General features: G+C 69.7%; 20 protein-coding genes and 1 tRNA gene. 13 read left to right on the forward strand and 8 right to left on the reverse strand.

Annotated elements, in window-relative coordinates:
* Nucleotides 1–4: 4 nt before the first annotated feature.
* Both AB0C28_RS21715 and AB0C28_RS21720 read left to right on the forward strand, forming a co-directional pair.
* Nucleotides 5–211: a helix-turn-helix domain-containing protein gene (locus AB0C28_RS21715; RefSeq protein WP_347649153.1), complete on the forward strand. Its 207-nt coding sequence runs from the start codon at nucleotides 5–7 to the stop codon at nucleotides 209–211.
* Nucleotides 211–1,554, forward strand: coding sequence for a site-specific integrase (locus AB0C28_RS21720; protein ID WP_358076737.1), 1,344 nt, complete (start codon nucleotides 211–213; stop codon nucleotides 1,552–1,554). The genes AB0C28_RS21715 and AB0C28_RS21720 overlap by 1 nt, the downstream gene beginning before the upstream one ends.
* 106 nt (nucleotides 1,555–1,660) lie before the next feature.
* Here AB0C28_RS21720 and AB0C28_RS21725 read toward each other — a convergent pair.
* Nucleotides 1,661–1,731: transfer RNA gene (locus tag AB0C28_RS21725), tRNA-Gly, on the reverse strand.
* Nucleotides 1,732–1,843: 112 nt separating this feature from the next.
* Here AB0C28_RS21725 and dcd point away from each other — a divergent pair.
* The 3 genes from dcd (at nucleotide 1,844) to AB0C28_RS21740 (ending at nucleotide 4,319) form a co-directional block, all read left to right on the forward strand.
* On the forward strand, nucleotides 1,844–2,419 hold the full coding sequence (gene dcd / locus AB0C28_RS21730; RefSeq protein ID WP_357845845.1) for a dCTP deaminase: 576 nt from the start codon (nucleotides 1,844–1,846) through the stop codon (nucleotides 2,417–2,419).
* A 266-nt stretch (nucleotides 2,420–2,685) separates the two neighbouring features.
* On the forward strand, nucleotides 2,686–3,303 hold the full coding sequence (locus tag AB0C28_RS21735; RefSeq protein WP_106243913.1) for a DUF47 family protein: 618 nt from the start codon (nucleotides 2,686–2,688) through the stop codon (nucleotides 3,301–3,303).
* A gap of 8 nt (nucleotides 3,304–3,311) precedes the next feature.
* Nucleotides 3,312–4,319, forward strand: coding sequence for an inorganic phosphate transporter (locus AB0C28_RS21740; protein WP_357845847.1), 1,008 nt, complete (start codon nucleotides 3,312–3,314; stop codon nucleotides 4,317–4,319).
* 20 nt (nucleotides 4,320–4,339) lie between these two features.
* Here AB0C28_RS21740 and mshD read toward each other — a convergent pair whose 3' ends face one another.
* Nucleotides 4,340–5,248, reverse strand: a complete 909-nt coding sequence (gene mshD, locus AB0C28_RS21745) for a mycothiol synthase (protein WP_357845849.1) — start codon at nucleotides 5,246–5,248, stop codon at nucleotides 4,340–4,342.
* A gap of 108 nt (nucleotides 5,249–5,356) precedes the next feature.
* Between mshD and AB0C28_RS21750 the strand changes: the two genes are divergently transcribed.
* Nucleotides 5,357–7,144 (forward strand): bifunctional metallophosphatase/5'-nucleotidase, encoded by a 1,788-nt coding sequence (locus AB0C28_RS21750; RefSeq protein WP_358076740.1) that lies wholly within the window; start codon nucleotides 5,357–5,359, stop codon nucleotides 7,142–7,144.
* 45 nt (nucleotides 7,145–7,189) lie between these two features.
* On the opposite strand, the gene AB0C28_RS21755 is transcribed toward AB0C28_RS21750, so the two are convergent.
* Both AB0C28_RS21755 and AB0C28_RS21760 read right to left on the reverse strand, forming a co-directional pair.
* Nucleotides 7,190–7,495 (reverse strand): MazG nucleotide pyrophosphohydrolase domain-containing protein, encoded by a 306-nt coding sequence (locus AB0C28_RS21755; RefSeq protein ID WP_357845852.1) that lies wholly within the window; start codon nucleotides 7,493–7,495, stop codon nucleotides 7,190–7,192.
* A 62-nt stretch (nucleotides 7,496–7,557) separates the two neighbouring features.
* Nucleotides 7,558–8,919, reverse strand: coding sequence for an ATP-binding protein (locus tag AB0C28_RS21760; RefSeq protein WP_357845853.1), 1,362 nt, complete (start codon nucleotides 8,917–8,919; stop codon nucleotides 7,558–7,560).
* Nucleotides 8,920–9,104: 185 nt separating this feature from the next.
* Between AB0C28_RS21760 and AB0C28_RS21765 the strand changes: the two genes are divergently transcribed.
* A complete protein-coding gene (locus tag AB0C28_RS21765; RefSeq protein WP_357845855.1) occupies nucleotides 9,105–10,085 on the forward strand; it encodes an NAD-dependent epimerase/dehydratase family protein in 981 nt (326 codons plus the stop codon).
* Nucleotides 10,086–10,182: 97 nt separating this feature from the next.
* Here AB0C28_RS21765 and AB0C28_RS21770 read toward each other — a convergent pair whose 3' ends face one another.
* On the reverse strand, nucleotides 10,183–11,571 hold the full coding sequence (locus AB0C28_RS21770) for an MFS transporter (RefSeq protein ID WP_357845857.1): 1,389 nt from the start codon (nucleotides 11,569–11,571) through the stop codon (nucleotides 10,183–10,185).
* Between the two features lie 256 nt (nucleotides 11,572–11,827).
* Here AB0C28_RS21770 and AB0C28_RS21775 point away from each other — a divergent pair, with 256 nt between their 5' ends.
* Nucleotides 11,828–13,246, forward strand: a complete 1,419-nt coding sequence (locus AB0C28_RS21775) for a cytosine permease (protein ID WP_358076743.1) — start codon at nucleotides 11,828–11,830, stop codon at nucleotides 13,244–13,246.
* A gap of 20 nt (nucleotides 13,247–13,266) precedes the next feature.
* Complete coding sequence (locus AB0C28_RS21780) at nucleotides 13,267–13,755, forward strand: hypothetical protein (RefSeq protein ID WP_358076746.1); 489 nt, start codon at nucleotides 13,267–13,269, stop codon at nucleotides 13,753–13,755.
* A gap of 9 nt (nucleotides 13,756–13,764) precedes the next feature.
* Here AB0C28_RS21780 and AB0C28_RS21785 read toward each other — a convergent pair whose 3' ends face one another.
* Nucleotides 13,765–15,564: an alkyl sulfatase dimerization domain-containing protein gene (locus tag AB0C28_RS21785; protein ID WP_357845862.1), complete on the reverse strand. Its 1,800-nt coding sequence runs from the start codon at nucleotides 15,562–15,564 to the stop codon at nucleotides 13,765–13,767.
* A gap of 131 nt (nucleotides 15,565–15,695) precedes the next feature.
* On the opposite strand from AB0C28_RS21785, the gene AB0C28_RS21790 reads away from it, so the two are divergent.
* Both AB0C28_RS21790 and AB0C28_RS21795 read left to right on the forward strand, forming a co-directional pair.
* The gene (locus AB0C28_RS21790; RefSeq protein WP_358076749.1) at nucleotides 15,696–16,322 is read left to right on the forward strand and encodes an HAD family phosphatase; all 627 of its coding nucleotides are present in this window, start codon (nucleotides 15,696–15,698) and stop codon (nucleotides 16,320–16,322) included.
* A gap of 90 nt (nucleotides 16,323–16,412) precedes the next feature.
* Nucleotides 16,413–17,351: a ribose-phosphate pyrophosphokinase gene (locus AB0C28_RS21795; protein WP_357845866.1), complete on the forward strand. Its 939-nt coding sequence runs from the start codon at nucleotides 16,413–16,415 to the stop codon at nucleotides 17,349–17,351.
* Here AB0C28_RS21795 and AB0C28_RS21800 read toward each other — a convergent pair.
* Entirely contained in the window at nucleotides 17,338–18,153 is an 816-nt protein-coding gene (locus tag AB0C28_RS21800; RefSeq protein WP_358076752.1) for an SDR family oxidoreductase, read from the reverse strand. The two genes, AB0C28_RS21795 and AB0C28_RS21800, sit on opposite strands and share 14 nt — an antisense overlap.
* A gap of 10 nt (nucleotides 18,154–18,163) precedes the next feature.
* Between AB0C28_RS21800 and AB0C28_RS21805 the strand changes: the two genes are divergently transcribed.
* Both AB0C28_RS21805 and AB0C28_RS21810 read left to right on the forward strand, forming a co-directional pair.
* Complete coding sequence (locus tag AB0C28_RS21805; protein WP_357845870.1) at nucleotides 18,164–18,892, forward strand: nucleotidyltransferase domain-containing protein; 729 nt, start codon at nucleotides 18,164–18,166, stop codon at nucleotides 18,890–18,892.
* A 139-nt stretch (nucleotides 18,893–19,031) separates the two neighbouring features.
* Complete coding sequence (locus tag AB0C28_RS21810; protein ID WP_346105359.1) at nucleotides 19,032–19,670, forward strand: maleylpyruvate isomerase N-terminal domain-containing protein; 639 nt, start codon at nucleotides 19,032–19,034, stop codon at nucleotides 19,668–19,670.
* Nucleotides 19,671–19,787: 117 nt separating this feature from the next.
* Here AB0C28_RS21810 and AB0C28_RS21815 read toward each other — a convergent pair whose 3' ends face one another.
* Nucleotides 19,788–20,354 (reverse strand): helix-turn-helix domain-containing protein, encoded by a 567-nt coding sequence (locus AB0C28_RS21815; RefSeq protein WP_346105360.1) that lies wholly within the window; start codon nucleotides 20,352–20,354, stop codon nucleotides 19,788–19,790.
* Between the last annotated feature and the right edge of the window lie 47 nt (nucleotides 20,355–20,401).

The raw sequence follows: 20,401 nt of genomic DNA on the forward strand, positions 1-20,401 counted from the left end.
GATCTTGGACCAACTGTTCACCGTCCCGGAAGCGGCCGACCTGCTCAGCACCTCGGTTCGCTTCGTCCGCCGACTGATCGCCGAACGCCGGATCGAGTTCGTCAAGGTCGGGCGGCACGTCCGCATCCGAGAGTCCGCACTGATCGCCTTCGTCGTCGCCGGGACCGTCGCGCCCATGACGACCTTCGACGCAACCGGGAGGGCCGCCTGATGGCGAACAAGGACAACCACCGTCGTTTCGGCAACATCCGCAAGCTGCCTTCGGGGCGGTTCCAGATCCGCTATCCCGGACCGGACGGGCGGATCAGGACGGGTGAGGACACCTACGAGCGCAAGGGCGACGCCGACCGGGCGCTGATCCTGATCGAGGGGAAGATTCTCGCCGGGACGTGGACCGACCCCGAGCGCGCCAAGGTCAAGCTCGTAGAGTATTCGGCAACCTGGATCGACCAGCGCCCCGGACTGCGGCCGAGGACGATCGACCTCTATCGCTGGCTGCTCAAGAAGCACATCACGCCGTATCTCGGCAACGTCTCACTCGGCAAGCTCTCCACGGCGATGATCCGGCAGTGGCGGGCGGACCTGCTCGGCAAGGGCGTCTCGGTGAGCATGGCGGCCAAGGCGTACCGGCTCCTTCGCGCCGTGCTCATGACGGCGGCCGAGGACGACCGGATCATCTCCCGCAACCCGTGCCGGATCCGCGGGGCCGGCGACGAGCACGCCGAAGAGCGACCGGTCCTGTCCGTGGGGCAGGTCTTCGAGCTGGCTGACAAGGTCGGGCGCCGCCCAGTGGGCAGCATCCGAGGGCTCAAGAGAGGTGCGGGGCACCGCATCCGGTTCCAGCGGCATGGGGAGATGCGGACCTACCCGGAGGTCTTCCCGACGCGAGCAGAAGCCGAGCGGGCGCTGTGGCGGATGATCGGCACCGGTCAGGCCGACTGCACGCACGATCGGCGGTACAGGGCTTTCGTGCTCTTGGCCACCTTCGCGAGCCTGCGATGGGGCGAGATCACCGCTCTGACCCGAGCGGACCTCGACCTCGACGCGGATACGGTCCGCGTTCGCCTGGCTTATGTGGAACGCTCCACTGGCGAGCTGATCCTTGGTCCGCCCAAGTCCAAGGCGGGCAAGCGCATCGTCGGCATTCCGCAGGCCATCATCCCGGCCCTGAAGGAACACCTGCGGCTCTACGTGAAGCCTGACGCGGGAGCGCTGATCTTCACCGGGGTCAAGGGCGGTCCGATGCGCCGGAGCGGGTTCAACAAGCTCTCGGGATGGATCGAGGCAGTGAAAGCGATCGGTGTTCCGGGTCTGCACTTCCATGATCTCCGTCACACGGGAAACATGATCGCGGCCGACTCGGGCGCGGGCCTCAAAGACCTCATGGCACGCATGGGACACGACAACGTCCGCGCCGCGATGATCTATCAGCACGCCGTCCGGGGAGCCGACAAACTGATCACCGAAGCCATCGACAAGCACCTGATCGGGCACGAACGGGCACGCGACGAGGACGACGACAACCCGCCCGGCCTGCTGGTTCCCGCCGGATGACCACGAGCCCTAATGGCACGCTAATGGCACGCGAAGATCAGCAGCTCTAGAAAACAACGAAGCCCAGGTACCGAATCCATCGGTCTACCTGGGCTTTCACACTGAGAGCGGGTGACGGGAATCGAACCCGCGCTGTCAGCTTGGGAAGCTGATGTTCTACCATTGAACTACACCCGCGTGCGGCCCGAAGGCGCGTCCCCCCACTCTAGCGGAAACTTGGCGCACTTCAGCAATCCCAGCCCCACCCAACTTCGCACCCCATCCCCACCCGACCGGTAAGTTGCTCCCCGTGTTGCTATCTGATCGTGACATCCTTGCCGAGATCGACTCCGGCCGGCTGGCTCTGGATCCGTTCGACCCGGAGATGATCCAGCCGTCCAGCATCGACGTACGGCTCGACCGTTTCTTCCGGGTCTTCGAAAATCATAAATATCCGCACATCGACCCCGCGGTCGAGCAGCCGGATCTTACGCGGATGGTGGAGCCGAGCGGGGACGAGCCCTTCATCCTGCATCCGGGGGAGTTCGTGCTGGCCTCCACCTACGAGGTCGTCAGCCTGCCCGACGATCTGGCCTCGCGGTTGGAGGGGAAGAGTTCGCTGGGGAGGCTGGGGTTGCTGACGCATTCGACGGCGGGGTTCATCGATCCGGGGTTCAACGGGCATGTGACGCTGGAGTTGTCGAACGTGGCGACGTTGCCGATCAAGTTGTGGCCGGGGATGAAGATCGGGCAGTTGTGCGTGTTCCGGCTCAGCTCCCCGTCGGAGCATCCGTACGGGTCCAGCAAGTACGGTTCGCGCTATCAGGGTCAGCGGGGGCCGACCCCGTCCCGGTCGTACCGGAACTTCCATCGGACAAAGATCTGAATCAGAAGATCCGCACTAGATGAACAGCAGGTGAACATCAGCGGAACAAGTAGGTGACCAAGAGCAGGGCATCGCCCGCGCGCGAGGTGTTCTGACCGGCTCTCGAAGTGGTTCGAGCTGCAGAGAAAGCCCGGAAACTACGCGGATTCGCGGTGTCGCACAACATACGCCGGGTAGCCATTAGGCGAAGGTGACATGAAGTTCGCATTTCGCCTGGTTAGCCATAACCTCTTCCACGGACCATCCCCGCACATCTGGAGAACGACGTGCGCCTGCGTCTCACGCCACGTGAGGACAGCTACTACGACCTGTTCGCCGACTCCGCGAACAACCTGGTCACGGCATCCCGTCTGTTGGTCGAGATCATCAGTGACGGCTCGGACCGGGAAGCCCTGGCCGAGAAGATGCGCGCCTGCGAGCACGCCGGTGACGAACGCACCCATGCGATCATGAACCGGCTCAACGAGAGCTTCATCACCCCGTTCGATCGCGAGGACATCTACCGGCTCGCCTCGAACCTCGACGACGTCATGGACGCGATGGAGGCCGCCTCCGACCTCATCGTGCTCTACCAGATCGACCACCTGCCCAAGGACGTCGTCCGGCAGGTCGAAGTGCTGGAGCGGGCGGCGGAGCTGACCGCCGAGGCCATGCCGCGCCTGCGTTCGATGAAGAACCTCAACGAGTACTGGATCGAGGTCAACCGGCTCGAGAACCAGGGCGACCAGGTCTACCGAAGGCTGCTGGCCAAGCTGTTCAGCGGTGAGTACGACGCCCTCACGGTGATGAAGATGAAGGAGGTCGTCGACGCGCTCGAAGAGGCCGCCGACGCCTTCGAGCACGTGGCCAACACCGTCGAGTCGATCGCGGTCAAGGAAAGCTAGGACCAGCGGTGGACCTCACGCTCGGCCTCGTCATTGGCGTGGTCGTCATAGCCCTGATCTTCGACTACACCAACGGTTTCCACGACGCGGCGAACGCCATCGCCACCTCCGTCTCGACCCGGGCCCTAACCCCCAGGGCCGCGTTGTTCATGGCCGCGGCCATGAACTTCATCGGCGCCCACCTGGGCACCCAGGTCGCGCAGACGGTCGGCAAGGGCATCATCGACGCTCCCGACGGCTCGCACGGCCTGGTCGTCGTGGCCGCGGGGCTGATCGGGGCGATCACGTGGAACCTGATCACCTGGTATTTCGGCCTGCCCTCCTCCTCCAGCCACGCGCTCATCGGCGGCCTGGTGGGCTCCGCGCTGGCCTCGGCCACCGTGGTGCACTGGGACGGTGTGGTCGAGAAGGTCGTCATCCCGATGGTGCTCTCGCCGCTGATCGGGTTCTCCCTCGCCGCGGCGATCATGATCGCAATTTACTGGATCTTCCGCAACAGCCAGCCGGGCAAGACGAACCGCGGCTTCCGCTACGCGCAGACCGTCTCGGCCGCCGCCATGGCGCTCGGGCACGGGCTGCAGGACGCGCAGAAGACGATGGGCGTCATCTTTCTGGCCCTCACCGTCGGCGGCTTCGCGCAGCCGACGGACAGCATCCCGCAGTGGGTCATCCTCGCCGCCGCGGGGGCGATCTCTCTGGGTACGTACGCGGGCGGCTGGCGCATCATGCGCACGCTGGGCCGGCGCATCATCGCGCTGGACCCGCCCCAGGGGTTCGCCGCGGAGGCGGCGGCGGCGACCGTCCTGTACGGGGCCGCCATCGGCTTCGGCGCACCCATCTCCACCACGCACACGATCACCTCGGCGATCATGGGCGTGGGGGCCACCAAGCGGCTCAGTGCCGTGCGGTGGGGGGTCGCGGGGAACATCGTGACCGCGTGGATCCTGACGATCCCCGCGGCCGCGCTGGTGGCTGCTCTGTCCTACTTCGTCCTGCACGCCATCGTGGAAGGGTGACAGGTCCACTCACGTTCAGTTCACTCCGCCGGCGCGTACATCACGTCCACGTCCCACCGGTTGAAGCCGAGGGACTCGTACAGCCGGATCGCCGCCGTGTTGGTCTCGTCCACGTACAGCATCGCCTGGGCGAGACCGCGCGAGCGCAAATGGCTCAGCCCGGCCAGGGTGAGGATCTTGCCCAGGCCGGTGCCCTGCTGGGAGGGGTCGACGCCGACCACGTACACCTCGCCCAGCGGTTCGTGGCCGTGGTCGGACGAGCCGTGGATCTTCGTCCAGTGGAAGCCGACGAGGCGTTCGTCCCTGAAGGCCAGGAAGAAGCCTTCGGGGTCGAACCAGGGCTCCTGCTCGCGCCGCAGCAGGTCGTCCATCGTCCAGGCGCCCTGCTCGGGGTGGTGGGCGAAGGCGGCCGCGTTGACCTTGAGCCAGGCCTCCTCGTCCTGCCCGGTCACGAAGGTGCGCAGGCTCACGCCCTTGGGCAGCGTGTACGCGGCCAGCGGCGCGAACAGGGAACGCCGCATCTGCCACAGGGACCGCACCCGGTCGAAGCCGAAGGCGGCGGCGAGGGCGCCGGCGCCGGCGTGGTCTCCGTGGGCCCACAGCCGGGGCCTGCCGCCGGTCAGCTCCATGACCGTGCGCAGCACGCGCGTGCCGTGGCCGTGGCGGCGATGGGCCGGATGGATGACCAGCTCCACGCTCGGCCCCTCGACCTCGTCGGTCGGGTCGACGTGGGCATAACCCACCAAAGTGTCATCCGCGTACGCCAGCAGCGAACGCGCCTGCGCGTCGCCGCCGTACCGTAGATGGAGCATCACGTGCTCGTTGAGCGGGCGGACGCCGTCGGTCTCCGTCGCCGCCGCCACCAGGGCGAGCACTCTGTCGATCTCCTGGTCATCCAGCCGTTCTCTGATCTCCACGCGCGCAGTCACAGAACGAACTCTAGGCGTCCGACTGGCAAATAACGCCATGCAGCAGCCCGGCAAATCGTTACCTTTGCGACATTGGCTGCATAGCTTCCCGCCGTAACGTCTTGGGCCATGACGTCTCGTTCCTTCCTCCGGCTGGCGCTGGCCGGAGCCGTCGCCACGGGTGGGGTCCTGTTCACCACCCTTCCGGCGGACGCGGGCAAAGCCCCCAAGACGGTTCCCGTCCGGCTGCTCGCGCTCAACGACTTCCACGGCAACCTCGAACCGCCGACCGGATCCTCCGGCCGCATGGTGGACGAGAACGGCAACACGGTCGACGCCGGTGGCGCGGCCTACGTCGCCACGCACATGAAGGGCCTGACCGACAGGAACACCATCGCCGTCGCCCAGGGCGACCTCATCGGGGCGACGCCGCTGGTCTCGGCGGCCTACCACGACGAGCCGTCGGTCGAGTTCATGGACAAGCTGGGGCTCAAGGTGGCCGCGGTCGGCAACCACGAGTTCGACGAGGGCTACGCCGAGCTGCGCCGCATCATGAACGGCGGCTGCCACCCGGTCGACGGCTGCTCGCCGGCTGGCAAGTGGAAGGGCGCCAAGTTCGACTACGTGGGCGCGAACGTCCTGTTCAAGAACCCCCGCGAGCGCACCGACGCGCTGGCCGCACTCGGCGGGTCGAACTCGGCCGAGGTCAAGCAGGCCCTGGCCGACTGGGGCGTGCCCGCGCTGCCGCCGGTCAGCATCAAGTGGATGAACGGCGTGCCGATCGGCTTCATCGGGCTGGTCACGCAGACGACGCCGAGCATCGTCACGAGCGAGGGGATCAAGGACCTCAAGTTCGTTGACGAGGTCAAGGCCGCGAACGTGGCCTCCAAGCTGCTCAGGCTGGTGGGCGTGAAGGCCCAGGTCGTCCTCGTGCACGAGGGTGACCAGGTCACCGCCGGCCAGTCGCCGGACGCCTGCAGCGCCGTCCCGGGAGCGGGCAACCGCATCGCCACGCAGGTGGACGCCGAGATCGACCTCATCCTGAGCGGCCACTCCCACCAGGCGTACCTGTGCAAGGTGAAGGACCCGGCCGGCAAGGACCGCCTGTACTCCCAGGGCGGCTCGTTCGGGCGCGTCATCACGCAGGTCGACCTGAAGGTGAACACCAAGACGCGGGACGTCGAACGCGCCTCGGTCGTCGCGGACAACCACGTCGTGACCCGTACGGTCACCGCCGACCCCGAGATCTCGGCGTTCGTGCAGACCTGGAAGGACCGCGTCGCGCCCGTCGCCAACCGGGCGGTCGGGACGATCAGCGCCGACATCACGAACACGGCCGCGCCGTCAGGCGAGTCGCCGCTCGGCAACCTCATCGCCGACGGCCAGCTCGCCGCCACGCGGACGGGCGGCAACGCGCAGATCGCGCTGATGAACCCGGGCGGCGTACGGGCGTCGCTGGCGTTCGCCGGCTCCCCCGCGAACGAGGGGGACGGCGTCGTCACCTACGGCGAGGCGTTCACCGTGCAGCCGTTCAACAACCTGATGCAGGTCGTCACGCTGACCGGCGCCCAGCTCAAGACGCTGCTTGAGCAGCAGTTCACCGGCGGGCCGAACAACCAGGCCTTCACCAAGATCCTGCAGCCGTCGGCGAACTTCACCTACACCTACAGCCGGGGCGCCGCCTGGGGCTCCAAGGTCTCCGACATGAAGATCGACGGGGTGCCGGTGACGGACACCCAGACGATCCGGGTCGCCGCCAACAACTTCCTGGTCGGCGGCGGTGACGCCTTCCTCGCCTTCACCGAGGGCACGGAGCTGTGGAGCGGGCCGCTGGACATCGACGCCTTCGTCGAGCAGCTCGGCCGCGACAACCCGATCGCCCCTCCGGCGACGAACCGCATCACCGTGGTGGACTGACCGGTCTCACCGAGCGAGGGCCCGCCTCCGTCAGGAGGCGGGCCCTCATCGTTTCCAGACCAGCCACTTGCGCTCGATCTCCGCCTCCAGGTCCACGCCGTGCTGACGAGCTAAGAGGACCACGTGACACAGTACGTCGGCCAGCTCGGCGCGGAAGTCGGCGTCGCGCTCCTCCTCGGTGCGGCCCTTGGTCCTGGCCCGGCCGGTGAGCATGAGGAACGCCTGCGTCAGCTCGCCCACCTCCTCCTGCAGCTTGAGCAGGAACCAGGCGTCGTCGCGTTCGACCCCGATGCTGCTCGCGTAGCGGGCCGAGATCGGCTCGATCTCGTCGGCGAGCTCACGCAGATCCATTCCGCCGAGTCTAGGCCCGATGCGGCGCCAGACCGCCGGGTGCGGGGCAGGACGAACGGCGCTCAGGCTTGATACAGGGGCAGGACGGCGACGAAGCGGGCGCCGGGCTCGTGGTCGGCGACGGTGAGGGTGCCCTTGTGCGCGGTGGCGATCTCCCTCGACAGGGGCAGGCCGAGGCCGCTGCCGCCCTTGTCCTTCGCCCTGGCCGCCTCCAGCCGGGTGAACCGTTCGAACACCCTCTCCCTGTCCTGCGGCGCGATGCCGTCGCCGTCGTCGGTCACCGTCAGCACCACCCGGTCCTCCCGTACCGTCACCTCGACGTCGATGCGGATCGCGGCGTGCCGGGCGGCGTTGTCGAGCAGGTTGGTCAGGAGCCGGTCGAGCTGCAGCGACGAGCCGAAGACCGGGGCCTCCCCGTACAACTGCGCATGAATGGGGATCTTTCCGCCTTCGCGGCGGCGTACCTGGTCGGTGACCAGCGCGCACATGTCCACCACCTCACGATGGACGATCGCGCCCGCGTCGAGCTTGGCCAGCATCAGCAGCTCGTCGATGATGCCGGTGAGGCGGTCGGCGGCGGCCAGGGCGCGCGCCCCGGCGACCGGCCAGTCGGTCTCGCCGGGGTAGGCGCCGGCCACCTCCAGCTGGGCGCGCAGGGCCGAGACCGGGCTGCGCAACTCGTGCGAGGCGTCGGCGACGAAGCGGCGCTGGGTCTCGGCGGAGCGTTCAAGACGGTCGAGCGTGTGGTTGGTGGTGACGGCCAGCCCCGCGATCTCGTCGCCGGTCGCGGGTACGGGGACGCGCCTGCTCAGGTCGCGCCCGGTGATCTCGGCCAGCTCGGCCCTGATGCGTTCGACCGGGCGCAGGGCGCCCCTGACCGCGGCCCAGGTGATGCCGCCGATCAGCGCCAGGATGAGCGGGATGCCGAGGAACACCATGAGGTGGATCACCATCAGGCCGCGCTCCACGTCAGCGAGGGAGGAGGCCCCGTACACGGTGACGGGGCCGTCGGGCGTGCGCACCCGCATGGCCTTGACCAGGTGGTTGGTCTCGGTGTCCTCCTGGTGCCTGGTCAGCTCGATCCTGGTGGTCTCGACCCGGTCGAACGTGCGCGGCCGCAGCGCCGCCGTGACCCGCGCCGCCTCGGGGAACGAAGGGCTGCTCGCGACCACCCGGCCGTCCTCCGCGACCGCCCGGAGCAGCGGTACGCGGGCCGGCGGCTCAAGCTGCGGGGGCAGGTTTCCGTCGCGGGCCTCGATGGCGACCCGGCGTACGGCCAGCTCGACCCCGCCGTGGACGACGCCGCGCAGGCTGTCGGGCACGATGCCGAGCGTGAGGAAGGCCGAGCCGATGAGGACGACGCCCGCCACCAGGACCGCCAACATGGTCAGGCGTGCCCGGATCGAGCGGGGAAACAGCCGCACATCCCATCCCACCCTCCACACAGCATCACTGTGTGTGACCTTTACCCGCCGCGAGGCTTCGCAACATGGGGTTTCGCCGGAGGCTGAGCGCGCGGCGGCTACTCTCCGCACATTCCGCTCCGGGCGATTCCGCTGACGGCGTGCACGGGTTCCGCCGTCGGGCTGCGGCGGGCAGGGTGAGGGTCATGAAGGTCCTGGTGCTGGGCGGTACGGAGTTCGTGGGACGGGCGGTCGTCGAGGAGGCCGTGGCCATGGGGTGGGAGGTGACGGTCTTCAACCGGGGCAGCCACGCTCCGCCCGCGGGGGTGACGGCGCTGCGCGGCGACCGGTCGGCTCCCGGCGGGCTGGCGGCGCTGGAGCGCGGCGAGTGGGACGTCGTGGTCGACACCTGGTCGTGGGCGCCCGTCGTGGTCAGAGACACGGCCGCGCTGCTGGCCGAGCGGGCCGGCCGCTACGTCTACGTCTCCAGCCGGTCGGTCTACGCCGATCCCGTGCCGTTCGGGGCCGGCGAGAGCGCGCCCGTGGTGGCCGCCTCGGCCGGCGACGGTGACGGCGACTACGCGCGCAACAAGGCGGGGGCCGAGCTGGGGGCCGTGGCCGCGTTCGGCGATCGGGCGCTGCTGGCCAGGGCGGGGCTGATCCTCGGGCCTTACGAGAACGTCGGGCGGCTGCCGTGGTGGCTGACCCGGATGGCGAGGGGCGGGCCTGTGCTCGCGCCCGGCCCGGCGGAGGCGGGGCTGCAGTACATCGACGCCCGTGACCTGGCTGCCTGGTGCCTGCGGGCGGCCGCGCGGGGCGTCGGCGGGGCGTTCAACGTGGTGAGCCCGCCGGGGTTCACCACGATGCGGGAGCTGCTGGAGACCTGTGCGCGGGTGACCGGGTCGGGGGCCGAGCTGCGCTGGGTCGAGGGCGAGCGGTTGCTGGCGGCCGAGGTGCGGCAGTGGACCGAGCTGCCGCTCTGGCTGACGGGCGAGGGCTACGACTTCATGTACGGGGGCGACGTCGGCAAGGCGGTGGCGGCCGGGCTGGAGGTCAGGCCGGTCGAGGAGACCGTCGCCGACACGTGGGCCTGGTTGCGGAGCATCGGCGGGAAGGCCCCCATGCGGCCCGACCGCCCGGCCGTGGGCCTCGACCCGGCGGTGGAGGCCAAGCTGCTCGGAGGGTGAGCCAGGGGGGGTGGTTTCAAGGGTGTCCGCGAGGGTCGCGGGAGGCTTTACGCGGGTGAACGGAGGATGGTTCTACGCGGGTGAGCGGAGGGTGGTTTCAGGTGGGTGAGCGGGAGGTGCGGAAGAGGTCGTAGAGGGCGGCGGACAGGGCGATGGCGACCGAGATCGTCACCACGACCAGCCCGTGCCTGAACGCCGTCGCCCACCCCTGACCAAGCGAGCCGAAGAACGTCGTGCCCGCCGCCGCGATCCCGAAGGCCGACCCCAGGCGCTGCCCGGTCTGCAGCACCCCCGCCGCGCTCCCGCCACCCTCGGGCGGCACCTCCGACAGCGAGATGGCCTGGTTGGGCGAGATGACCAGGCCGCTGCCCATGCCCGCGAACAGCAGGGGCAGCGCGGTCGCCAGCCCGGTCGCCTGTCCCGGCACCAGCGCGGTGGCCGCCATCGTGGCGAGCAGCCCGGCGATCACCATCGACAGCCCGATCACCACCAGCCGCCGCCCGAGCCGCCCCACCAGATGGCCTCCGACCACGGCCGCCGAGGCCGAGCCGAGCGCGAACGGGGTGATCGCCAGCCCCGCCAGCAGCGGGCTGTAGCCGTGCCCGCTCTGCAGGTACAGCGTGAAGATGAAGAAGATGCCGGTGAAGCCGGCGAAGTAGAACAGCGCGATCGTCGAGCCCAAGGTGTAGGAGCGCTTGCGGAAGAGCGCCAGCGTGACCAGCGGCTCACGGCGGTAGTGCCGTTCCCAGATCACGAAGCCGGCCAGCACCACCAGCGCGGCCGGCACGAGCAGCCACTTGGCGTCGCCCTCCCACTGGTGCCGCTGGATGAACGGCAGCAGCAGCCCCGCCACGCCGATCCCGAGCAGCAGCACGCCCACCGGGTCCATGCTCTCCGACCGCCAGTGCACCAGTTGCTGCCTCGGAAGCAGCCGCCAGGCCAGCGGCAGCAGCACGAGCCCGATCGGCAGGTTCACCAGGAACACCCACCGCCAGCCGTGATCGGCGCCGAAGGCGGTCACCAGCGCGCCCCCGATCAGCGGCCCGGCGGCGGTGGCCACGCCGATGGTGGCGCCGAGCGCGCCGAAGGCCCGGCCCCGCTCGTACCCCTGGAACATCTGCTGGATCATGCCGGAGACCTGCGGGTTCATCATCCCGGCCGCCATGCCCTGGATCAGCCGCGCCACGATCAGCACGTTCATGCTGCCGGCCAGGCCGCAGGCGGCACTGGAGAGGGTGAAGAGCGCCACGCCCCACATGAAGATCGTCCGGCGGCTCCTGGCGTCGCCCAGCCGTCCGGCCGGGACCAGCAGGAGGCCGAACGTGAGCGCGTACCCGGAGACCGTCCACTGCAGGCCGTCGTCCGTGGCGTGCAGCCCGTCGCGGATCGACGGCAGCGCGACGTTGACGATGCTCACGTCGAGCCCCGTCATGAACGCGGCCACGAGGCAGACGGCCAGTGCGCGCCGTCGCGTATCCGGCGCCACGATCACCCCCCTCAGGCAACCCCCTCAAGGCACCCCTCAGGCATCCCCTCAAGAGTGCCTCTCGGATGCCCGTCTCAGGCGACTCCCGCGGACACCCCGTCAGGTGTCTGTCCCAGGCGGCCACCCGACGGGCAAGCCCCTCGGGCGCCTTCCCGACGCCCGTACCCCTTGCGCTCATAATTCCCGACAAATCCGGAAATATCTTTGAGCGATGATTTCTTTGCCCGCAGCCCCCGCACGCGGGTAACGTCCGATCATGGGAACGATGGCGGTCGAGCAGAACGGCATCAACGCGGTCCCCGAGGGCGAGCGGCGCGGCCGGCCGAGAGACCTGTTCTGGCCCTGGGCGGGCTCCAACCTGTCACTCTTCGGGGTGGCCTTCGGCGTCTACATCGTCGGCCTGCAACTCGGCGTGGTGCCCGCGATCGTCACGGGCGCGATCGGGTACGCGCTGTCGTTCCTGCTGGTCGGCCTGGTGGCCATCGGCGGCGCCCGCTCGGGCGTGCCGACGATGACGCTGGGACGCGCGCCGTTCGGCTACCAGGGCAACAAGCTGCCCACGATGTTCTCGTACATCTCCAACGTCGGCTGGGAGATCGTGCTGGTCACGCTCGCGGCGCAGAGCGGCGCGGAGATCCTGCGGCGGCTCGCGCCCGGCATCCCGGCCACCACGACCACCGCCGTGTGCTTCGCGGTCGCGGCCCTGGTCGTGATCGCCGTCGGCGTGTACGGCCACGCGATGATCATGGTGGTCCAGCGCTATCTGACGTACGTGTTCGTCGTGCTCACGGTCGTCTACATGGCCCTGATGGCGCCCAGGCTGGGCGGCTCGCTGGAGACCACGGCCGGGCCCGGCGGCTGGGTGGGCGGGGTCATCTTCGCCATGACCCTGCTCGGCCTGGGCTGGGTCAACTGCGGCGCCGACTACTCGCGCTACCTGCCGTCGAACTCCAGGCCGCGCTCGGTGGCCCTGTGGACGATGCTCGGGGGCGCGCTGCCGCCGATGGTGCTGCTCGTGTTCGGCGTGCTGCTGGCCGGGGGCGATCCGAAGCTGGCCGAGGCGGCGGGCGCCAACCCGGTGGCGGCGCTGGCCGAGGCGTTGCCCACCTGGTTCCTGCTGCCGTACCTGCTGACCGCCATCGGCGGATTCCTGGCCGGCGCGATCATGGACATCTACTCGTCCGGGCTGTCGATGCTGGCGCTGGGCGTGCCCGTCAGGCGGCACTACGCGGTGCTGATCGACGGGGTGCTGATGCTGCTGGGCGGCTACTACCTGCTGTTCGTCTCCACCAGCTTCCTGGCCACGTTCCAGGCGTTCCTCGCCATCGCGGGCGTGGTGATGGCGGCCTGGGTGGCGATCTTCCTGGTGGACATGTGGCGGCTGCGGGCGGGCGGCGCGTCGTACGACGAGCGGCTGCTGCGGCAGGGCGCGCCGGCGCTCAACGGCGCGGGGCTCGTGTCGCTGGTCGTGGCCTCGATCGTGGGGCTGGGGCTCATCGTGTCGGCCGATCCGTACATCGCCAGGGTGGTCGGCTTCCTGATGAGCGACGAGCTGAAGGGCGGCACGTTCGGCAGCGCGAACATCGGCGTGGTGATCGCGCTGGTGCTGGCCGGGCTGCTCTACTTCGCGATCACCGCCGTCGGCGGCCGTCGCCGGGGGGACGCGCACGCCTGAACGTCCGTTACCCTTGGTAGTTGATGATGGACGTTCCGTTGCGACTGCTGAGGTGGGCGGTGCATGCCACCGCCGGTGGGCTGCTGGCGATGGCCGTGATCACCATGCTGCGCGAGGAGCGCGCGGCGGTGGCGGCCGGAGGCGCGCTGCTCGGCCTCGTGTACGCCGCCGCGCCCGTGTTCCGGCGCCGGGAGGGCCCCAGGTACGTACGGCTCGCACATGTGTGGCTGGGGCTGGTGACCGCCGGGTGGGCCGTGCTGGCCGTGGCGGCGGCGCCGTTCGTGTGGCTGGCGTTCCCGCTGCTCTTCGCCTACCTGCGGGTGCTGCCGCTGTGGGCGGCCATGTTCGGCGTGACGGTACTGACCTCGTCGGCGATCATCGCGGCGGCCTGGCACGCGGGCGAGCTGACCGTGCCGCTCCTGGTCGGTCCCGGCGTCGCGGCGGTCGTGGTGACGCTGCTCGCGCTCGCCTGCGAGGCCATGAGCACCGCCCACGAACGACCGTCATGAACGGGCTCCCTAGGCCGTCACGATGGCGAAGTCGGGCAGCGGCCGGTCCAGTACGGCCACCAGCCGCTGCAACACCGTCGTGTCACCCTCACGTTCGATGCCCTCCACCCCCTTGCCCGACAGCAGCCCGACGAGCTGGGCCTTGGTCAGCCGCAACGTCAGCTCCGCGCTCTCTCCCGGCGGGTCGAACTGCTGGATGAGCACGCCGTTGGACAGCGTCGTACGATGGCGCTCCCCCAGGTCGATCAGATGCCAGTCGATGTTCAGCCGCTCGTGCCAGGCTTTGGGGCCGTCCACCCGGATGGCGATCGAGTCGAAGATCTGCTCCACGCTCAGCGCGTTGAAGAAGTCGGCCGAGGCCGTCTCCATGAGGGTGGGCGCGATGCCGTCCGACAGCTCCAGGGCGCCCATGAGGTAGAAGTTGCGCCAGGTCGCGTTCTCGGCGCCGTGGCCGAGCCGGGTGTAGACCTCGGCCAGCAGGTCTCTGGCCTCCTTGTTGCCCTCGTCGGCGAAGACGGCGTGGTTGAGGAGCTGGGCGGCGAAGCGCAGGTCGTTCTCGTCGATGTAGCGCCTGGCGTAGGCGACCACGGCCGCGCCGCCGCCCATGCACTCGACGTACCGGATGGCACTCTCCCTCGGCGGGTGCTCCCACAGGTGCGCGGGGTTGCCGTCGAACCAGCCCAGGTAGCGCTGGTAGATGGCCTTGACGTTGTGGCTGACCGAGCCGGAGTAGCCGTGGGTGTGCCAGATCTGCTCCAGCTCGGGCGGCATCCGTACGGTCTCGGCGATCTCGGCCGCCGTCAGGCCCTTGTTGAGCAGGCGCAGGGTCTGGTCGTGCAGGTAGGCGTACATGTCGCGCTGCTGGGACAGGAAGCGTTCGATGCGCTCGGCGCCCCAGGTGGGCCAGTGGTGGGAGGCGAAGGCCACGTCGGCCAGGCCGGCGAACATGGACAGCGCCTCGCCCAGGTAACGCGCCCAGGCGCGGGCGTCGCGGGTGGCGGCGCCGCGCAGGGGCAGCACGTTGTGCTGGTTGTGGGTGGCGTTCTCGGCCAGGCAGAGGGCGCGGCGGGCGGGGAGGAGGAAGTTCATCTCGGCCGGGGCCTCGGCGCCCGGCGTGAGCTGAAAGATCATCCTGACGCCGTCGATCGTCTCCTCCTGGCCGGTACGCGCGATCTCGACCGTGGGCGGGATGAGCGACATGGTGCCGGTCGAGGCGGTCAGGCCCTGGCCCGCGCCGATCTGGCCCTCCGGGGAGCGGGGCAGGGCGGGGCCGTACATGTACGCGGCACGGCGGGTCATGGCGGGGCCGGCGTAGACGTTCTCGGTCACCGCGTGCCGCATGAAACCGGCCGGGGCCAGGATCGGCACGCCGCCCGAGGTGACGCCGCGGACGCCGCCGTAGTGGTCGGCGTGGGCGTGGGTGTAGACGACGCCGGTCACGGGGCGGTCGCCGCGATGGGCGCGGTAGAGCTTGAGCGCGGCGGCGGCGCACTCGGTGGAGATGAGCGGGTCGATGACGATGACGCCGTGTTCGCCCTCGGCCAGCGTCATGTTGGACAGGTCCAGGCCGCGTACCTGGTAGATGCCCTCGGTGACCTCGTACAGGCCCTGTTTCGCGCAGAGCTTGCCGTGCCGCCAGAGGCTGGGGTGGGCCGTGGCGGGGCAGTCCTCCTGGAGGAAGTCGTAGGAGTCGTTGTCCCACACGACCCGGCCGTCCACCGTTTTGATCACTGCGGGGCTGAGCTTGGCGAGGAAGCCGCGGTCGGCGTCCTCGAAGTCGCCTCTGTCGTGGAAGGGAAGGTCTGCCATGCCCTGCCGCATGCCCTGGATTCAGCCGACATAGCTCAACAAAACCCCTAATCATGGACAATAAGGACAGCGCCGGTCGAGGCGGAGCCGGCTCCGGCCGTGTGATTGGCTTGTCGTCCATGGAAGCGTGCGTGTTCGACCTCGATGGCGTGCTGGTCGATTCCGAGCCGGTGTGGGAGGAGGTACGGCGGGCCTTCGTCGCCGGCCACGGCGGCGCCTGGCAGCCTGACACGCAGTCCAGGCTGATGGGGATGAGCACCCCCGAGTGGGCCGCGTACCTGCACGAACTGGGTGTGGACCTGCCGCCCGGCGAGATCGCCCGCGGGGTGGTCGACCAGATGGCCGCGCGTTACCGGGACGAGGTGCCGCTGATGCCCGGCGCCGTCGAGGCGGTGCGGCGGCTGGCGGAGCGGACCACGCTGGGGCTGGCCAGCTCGTCACCGCGGCGGCTGATCGACGTGGTGCTCGACGCGGCCGGGCTGACGGAGTGTTTCGCCGCCACGGTCTCCACCGAGGAGGTGCCGCGCGGCAAGCCCGCGCCCGACGGCTACCTGGAGGCGGCCCGCCGGATCGGGGCCGATCCCGGCGGCTGCGTGGCGGTCGAGGACTCCAGCAACGGGCTGCGCTCGGCGCACGCCGCCGGCATGCGCGTGATCGCTGTACCGCACCCCCGCTACCCGCCCGCACCGGACGCGCTCGCCCTGGCCTGGCGCGTGCTGCCCGACCTCGATGCCCTCACCCCTGAGGCGCTGGCGTAGCCGCCCGTACGCGTGCCGCCGCTGTCGTGGCGCGTTTGTACGCGTGCCGCCTCGGAGAACGTCGGACCTTGTGGCTACGATTACGGAATCGTGCGAGACATCACGGTTTTCAGTGGCAGCGCCCATCCCGAACTGGCCGAGGAGATCTGCGCCCACCTGGGCACCCCTCTGCACCCCGTCCAGCTCAACCGATTCGCCAACGACGTCATCGAAGTGCAGCTCCAGGCCAACTGCCGCGAACGCGACGTGTTCCTCATCCAGCCGCTCGTGCCGCCCGTCCAGGAGCACCTGGTCGAGCTGCTACTCATGCTCGACGCCGCCCGTGGCGCCTCCGCGGCCAGGACCACCGTGGTGATGCCGCATTACGCCTATGCCAGGAGCGACAAGAAGGACGCTCCGCGCATCTCGATCGGGGCGCGGCTGGTGGCCGATCTGATGGTGGCCGCGGGCGCCAACCGGGTGCTGGCCATGACGTTGCACTCGCCGCAGGTGCACGGCTTCTTCAGCGTCCCCGTGGACCACCTGCACGCGCTGCGCGAGCTGGCCAGGCACTTCCGCCGCTACGACCTGTCCAACACGGTCGTGGTCTCCCCCGACCTCGGCAACGCCAAGGAGGCCGCCCACTTCGCCCGCCTGCTCGGCACCGGCGTCGCGATGGGCGCCAAGCAGCGCTTCAGCGACGACCGGGTGGTGATCAGCTCGGTGATCGGCGAGGTGACGGGCAAGGACGTGATCGTTCTCGACGACGAGATCGCCAAGGGCAGCACGGTCATCGAGCTGCTCGACCGCCTGCGCGAGCAGCGGGTCAGGTCCGTACGCATCGCGTGCACCCACGGCCTGTTCGCCGGCGGGGCGATCGAGCGGCTGAGCGAGTTGCCCGAGGTCGAGGAGATCGTCTGCACCAACACCGTGCCACCGCCCAAGCCCAGCGACAAACTGACCGTCCTGTCGATCGCGCCCGCCCTGGCCGAGGCCATGCGCCGGATCCACGACGGCGAGTCGGTGAGTGCCCTGTTCAGTACATCCTGAGCCGCTGCCCCGTCACCCTGCGCCCCTGGTGCGAGGCCAGGAACGTGATCACCTCGGCCACGTCCTCCGGCTGGGCGATGTCACGCAGCACGCTGGAGGCGGCGACCGCGCGCTCCACCTCCTCGTTGATCCAGCCGGTGTCGGTGACGGGCGGGTAGACCATGTTGGCCGTGATGCCGTACCGGCCGAGCTCGTGCGCGGCCGACATGGTGTAGTTCTCCTGGGCGGCCTTGGCCGCGCCGTAGGAGACCTCGGTCGGGAAGCCGTCGGGGCCGCCCGAGGTCAAGCCGATGACGCGGCCCCAGGTGGCGCCGCGCGCCAGGTGCCGGCGGGTGAACTCGGCGATCAGCAGCGCGGGGGCCCGCGCGTCCACCGCGAACTGCCGGTCGTACGTCTCCGCGTCCACCATGCGCAGGGGGCGGCCGAAGTCGTCGCGCCCGGCCGGCGTGAACGTGTCGCTGAGCCAGCCGCTGGCGTTGTTGACCAGGATCTCCACCGGGCCGAACGCCTTCTCGGCCAAGTCGAACAGCACCTGCGGGGTCTGCGGGTCGGCCAGGTCGGCCTCGGCCGCCTCGGCCGAGCCGCCCGCCGCCCTGATGCGCCGCACCACCTCGTCGGCGCCCCCGGCCCGCTGCTGGTCGTAGGCGGCGGGATAGGCCGGCACATTGGACGGGGCCAGCCGCTTGTAGGTGAGGAAGACCGCGACGCCCTGCGCGGCCAGCGCCACCGCGGTCGCGGCGCCGATGCCGTGATTGGCGCCGGTGATCAGCGCGACCTTTCCTCCGAGCCTGGAATCGATCATAGTTGCCATCATGCACGCAGCCACCGAACGACTGCTCAAAGATTTTCAGGAGGGTGTCGAATCGGCCGTCCCCCTGGTCGCGCTCTGGGCTCACGGCTCGCTCGCGGGCGGTGACTACCAGCCGGGGCGCAGCGACCTCGACCTGATCGCGATCACCGACACCCCCGCGACGATGGAGCACTGGCGCCGGATCAAGGCCGTGCACCGCCGGCTCCGCCTGCCGCTGGCCGAGCACCTGCACTGCTCGTACATGGCCAGGCAGGAGCTGGACGATCTCTCGGCCGAGCACATCACGTGGGCGTTCGGGGAGATCTTCCGCCGTCCGGTCACCGCGGTCACGCGGCGCGAGCTGCACGAGGGGGCCAGGGTGCTGTACGGGCCGCCGCCGGACGGGCTGCTGCCACCGGTGTCGGACGAGGAGCTGACCCGGTTCATCCGTACGGACCTGCGGGACTTCTGGCTGGTCAAGGCACAGCAGCGGCGGCGCTGGCTGAAGGACATCTGGGTGGACTTAGGCATGCTGACGGTCGCCAGGGCCACGGTCACGCTGCGGGAGGGGCGGCTGATCAGCAAGCGGGAGGCGTTCGACGTGCTGGCCGAGCTGGGGGCGCCCGAGACGGTGGTGGCCGACATCCGCGCCCGCCGGTACGGCACGCAGCGGCCGGTGCTCAGCCGGTTCAGGAGGGCGCGGCTGGCGCGGGCGTTCGTCAGGTCCGCGATCAGGCGGGCCCTCGCCTGAGGTCCGCCGGCTGAGGTCCCCCGCCTGAGATCCACAGGGTGAGAGCTGTCTCATCAGGCAGGATGGCAATGCGCGGCCGGTTTGTTAGGTGCATAGTGTCATCGCACATCACCACCTGAAACCCGGGAGAGGGCGGCAAATGGGGGAAAGCAGGCAGTCCTATCTGGTGGCCGCGGCGTCGGCGGTGTCGCTCCTGCGCGACCCGGCCGTGGCCGCGTCATGGGACAAGCCGAGCGCGCTCGTCGAGTTCAGCGTCGCCGGGCTGGCCGGGCATCTGGCTCACCAGCTGGTCAGGGTCGCGGACGTGCTGCAGCCGAACGACCAGGTCCAGGAGCCGATCGCGCTCATCGAGCACTTCACCCGCTCGCCGTGGGTGCAGGCGGGGCTCGACCACGAGAGCAACCTGAGCATCCGGCGCGGCGGCGAAGCGTCGGCGGCGGCCGGGCCCGCGGTGCTGGTCGAGCGGGCGCAGGCGCTGCTGGAGATGCTCAGCGCGGCCCTGGCCGCCGAACCCGCCGACCGCGTCGTGCACCTGCCCTGGGCGGGCTGGTCGCTGCGGCTGGACGACCTGCTGCTGACCCGGCTGGTCGAGCTGGTCGTGCACTCCGACGATCTGGCGGCCAGTGTCGGCCTGGAGACCCCCGAACTGCCGACGTCGGTGATCGATCCGGTGGTCGAGCTGCTGGCACGCCTGGCCGTACACCGTCATGGGGCGACGGCGGTCATCCGCACGCTGAGCCGCGCCGAACGCGCTCCGGCCACCATCAGCGCCTTCTGACCCTCTGACCCGGTTCGACGGTACGGCGGTCGTTCTCGGACGCCCGCCGTCTCGAACCAGCCGTCTTCGGGCGCCTGCCGACCCGATCCGACCGTACGCCTGCCGTTCAGGGAGGGCTTAGCCCGCGACCAGGCGCAGCGCGGCGGTGACCTCGCGCCCGGACAGTGCGCTGTCCGGGTCGAGCAGCCACTGCGACAGGAAACCCGTCAGCATGGCCTGGTAGAGCGTGCCGGTGAGGCGCTCGCGCTCGGGGTCGGTGCCCTGCGGCACCCCCTCGAACAGCTCCGCGAGCCCGAGCCGCGCCTCCTTGATGCCGCGCACGAGCTGCTCGCGCACCTCCGGCACGTGGTCGATCTGCCCGAGCAGCTCGAACTGCGTCACCCACAACGGCCGCAGCCGCGTGAACGACTCCACCACGCGATCCCACGCCGCCTCGAACCGCTCCAGCGGCGTGGCATCCGCCTTGACGTCGGCGGACAGGGTCGCCGCCAGCTCGTCGCCCCACTCCTGCATCGCCTGGAACAGCGCCTCGTTCATCAGCGCCTCCTTCGACCTGAAGTGGTAGCCGATGGCCGCCAGACTCACGCCAGAGGCGGCGGCGATGTCGCGCGCCGTCGTGCGTGAGTAGCCCTTCTCGATCAGGCACCGCTTCGCCCCGGCCAGCAGATCTTCCCTGTTTCCCATGTTCACAGTCTAACACATTTGTACTAGACATCCGTCTTAGACAGATG

The organism is Nonomuraea sp. NPDC048892, assembly GCF_040649735.1.
Classification (GTDB): domain Bacteria; phylum Actinomycetota; class Actinomycetes; order Streptosporangiales; family Streptosporangiaceae; genus Nonomuraea; species Nonomuraea maheshkhaliensis.

Coding starts and splice junctions, on each gene's coding strand:
- AB0C28_RS21720 (WP_358076737.1), top strand. CDS start 211: ATGGCGAACAAGGACAACCACCGTCGTTTCGGCAACATCCGCAAGCTG.
- AB0C28_RS21750 (WP_358076740.1), top strand. CDS start 5,357: ATGACGTCTCGTTCCTTCCTCCGGCTGGCGCTGGCCGGAGCCGTCGCC.
- AB0C28_RS21755 (WP_357845852.1), bottom strand. CDS start 7,495: ATGGATCTGCGTGAGCTCGCCGACGAGATCGAGCCGATCTCGGCCCGC.
- AB0C28_RS21765 (WP_357845855.1), top strand. CDS start 9,105: ATGAAGGTCCTGGTGCTGGGCGGTACGGAGTTCGTGGGACGGGCGGTC.
- AB0C28_RS21775 (WP_358076743.1), top strand. CDS start 11,828: ATGGGAACGATGGCGGTCGAGCAGAACGGCATCAACGCGGTCCCCGAG.
- AB0C28_RS21785 (WP_357845862.1), bottom strand. CDS start 15,564: ATGGCAGACCTTCCCTTCCACGACAGAGGCGACTTCGAGGACGCCGAC.
- AB0C28_RS21800 (WP_358076752.1), bottom strand. CDS start 18,153: ATGATCGATTCCAGGCTCGGAGGAAAGGTCGCGCTGATCACCGGCGCC.
- AB0C28_RS21805 (WP_357845870.1), top strand. CDS start 18,164: ATGCACGCAGCCACCGAACGACTGCTCAAAGATTTTCAGGAGGGTGTC.
- AB0C28_RS21810 (WP_346105359.1), top strand. CDS start 19,032: ATGGGGGAAAGCAGGCAGTCCTATCTGGTGGCCGCGGCGTCGGCGGTG.
- AB0C28_RS21815 (WP_346105360.1), bottom strand. CDS start 20,354: ATGGGAAACAGGGAAGATCTGCTGGCCGGGGCGAAGCGGTGCCTGATC.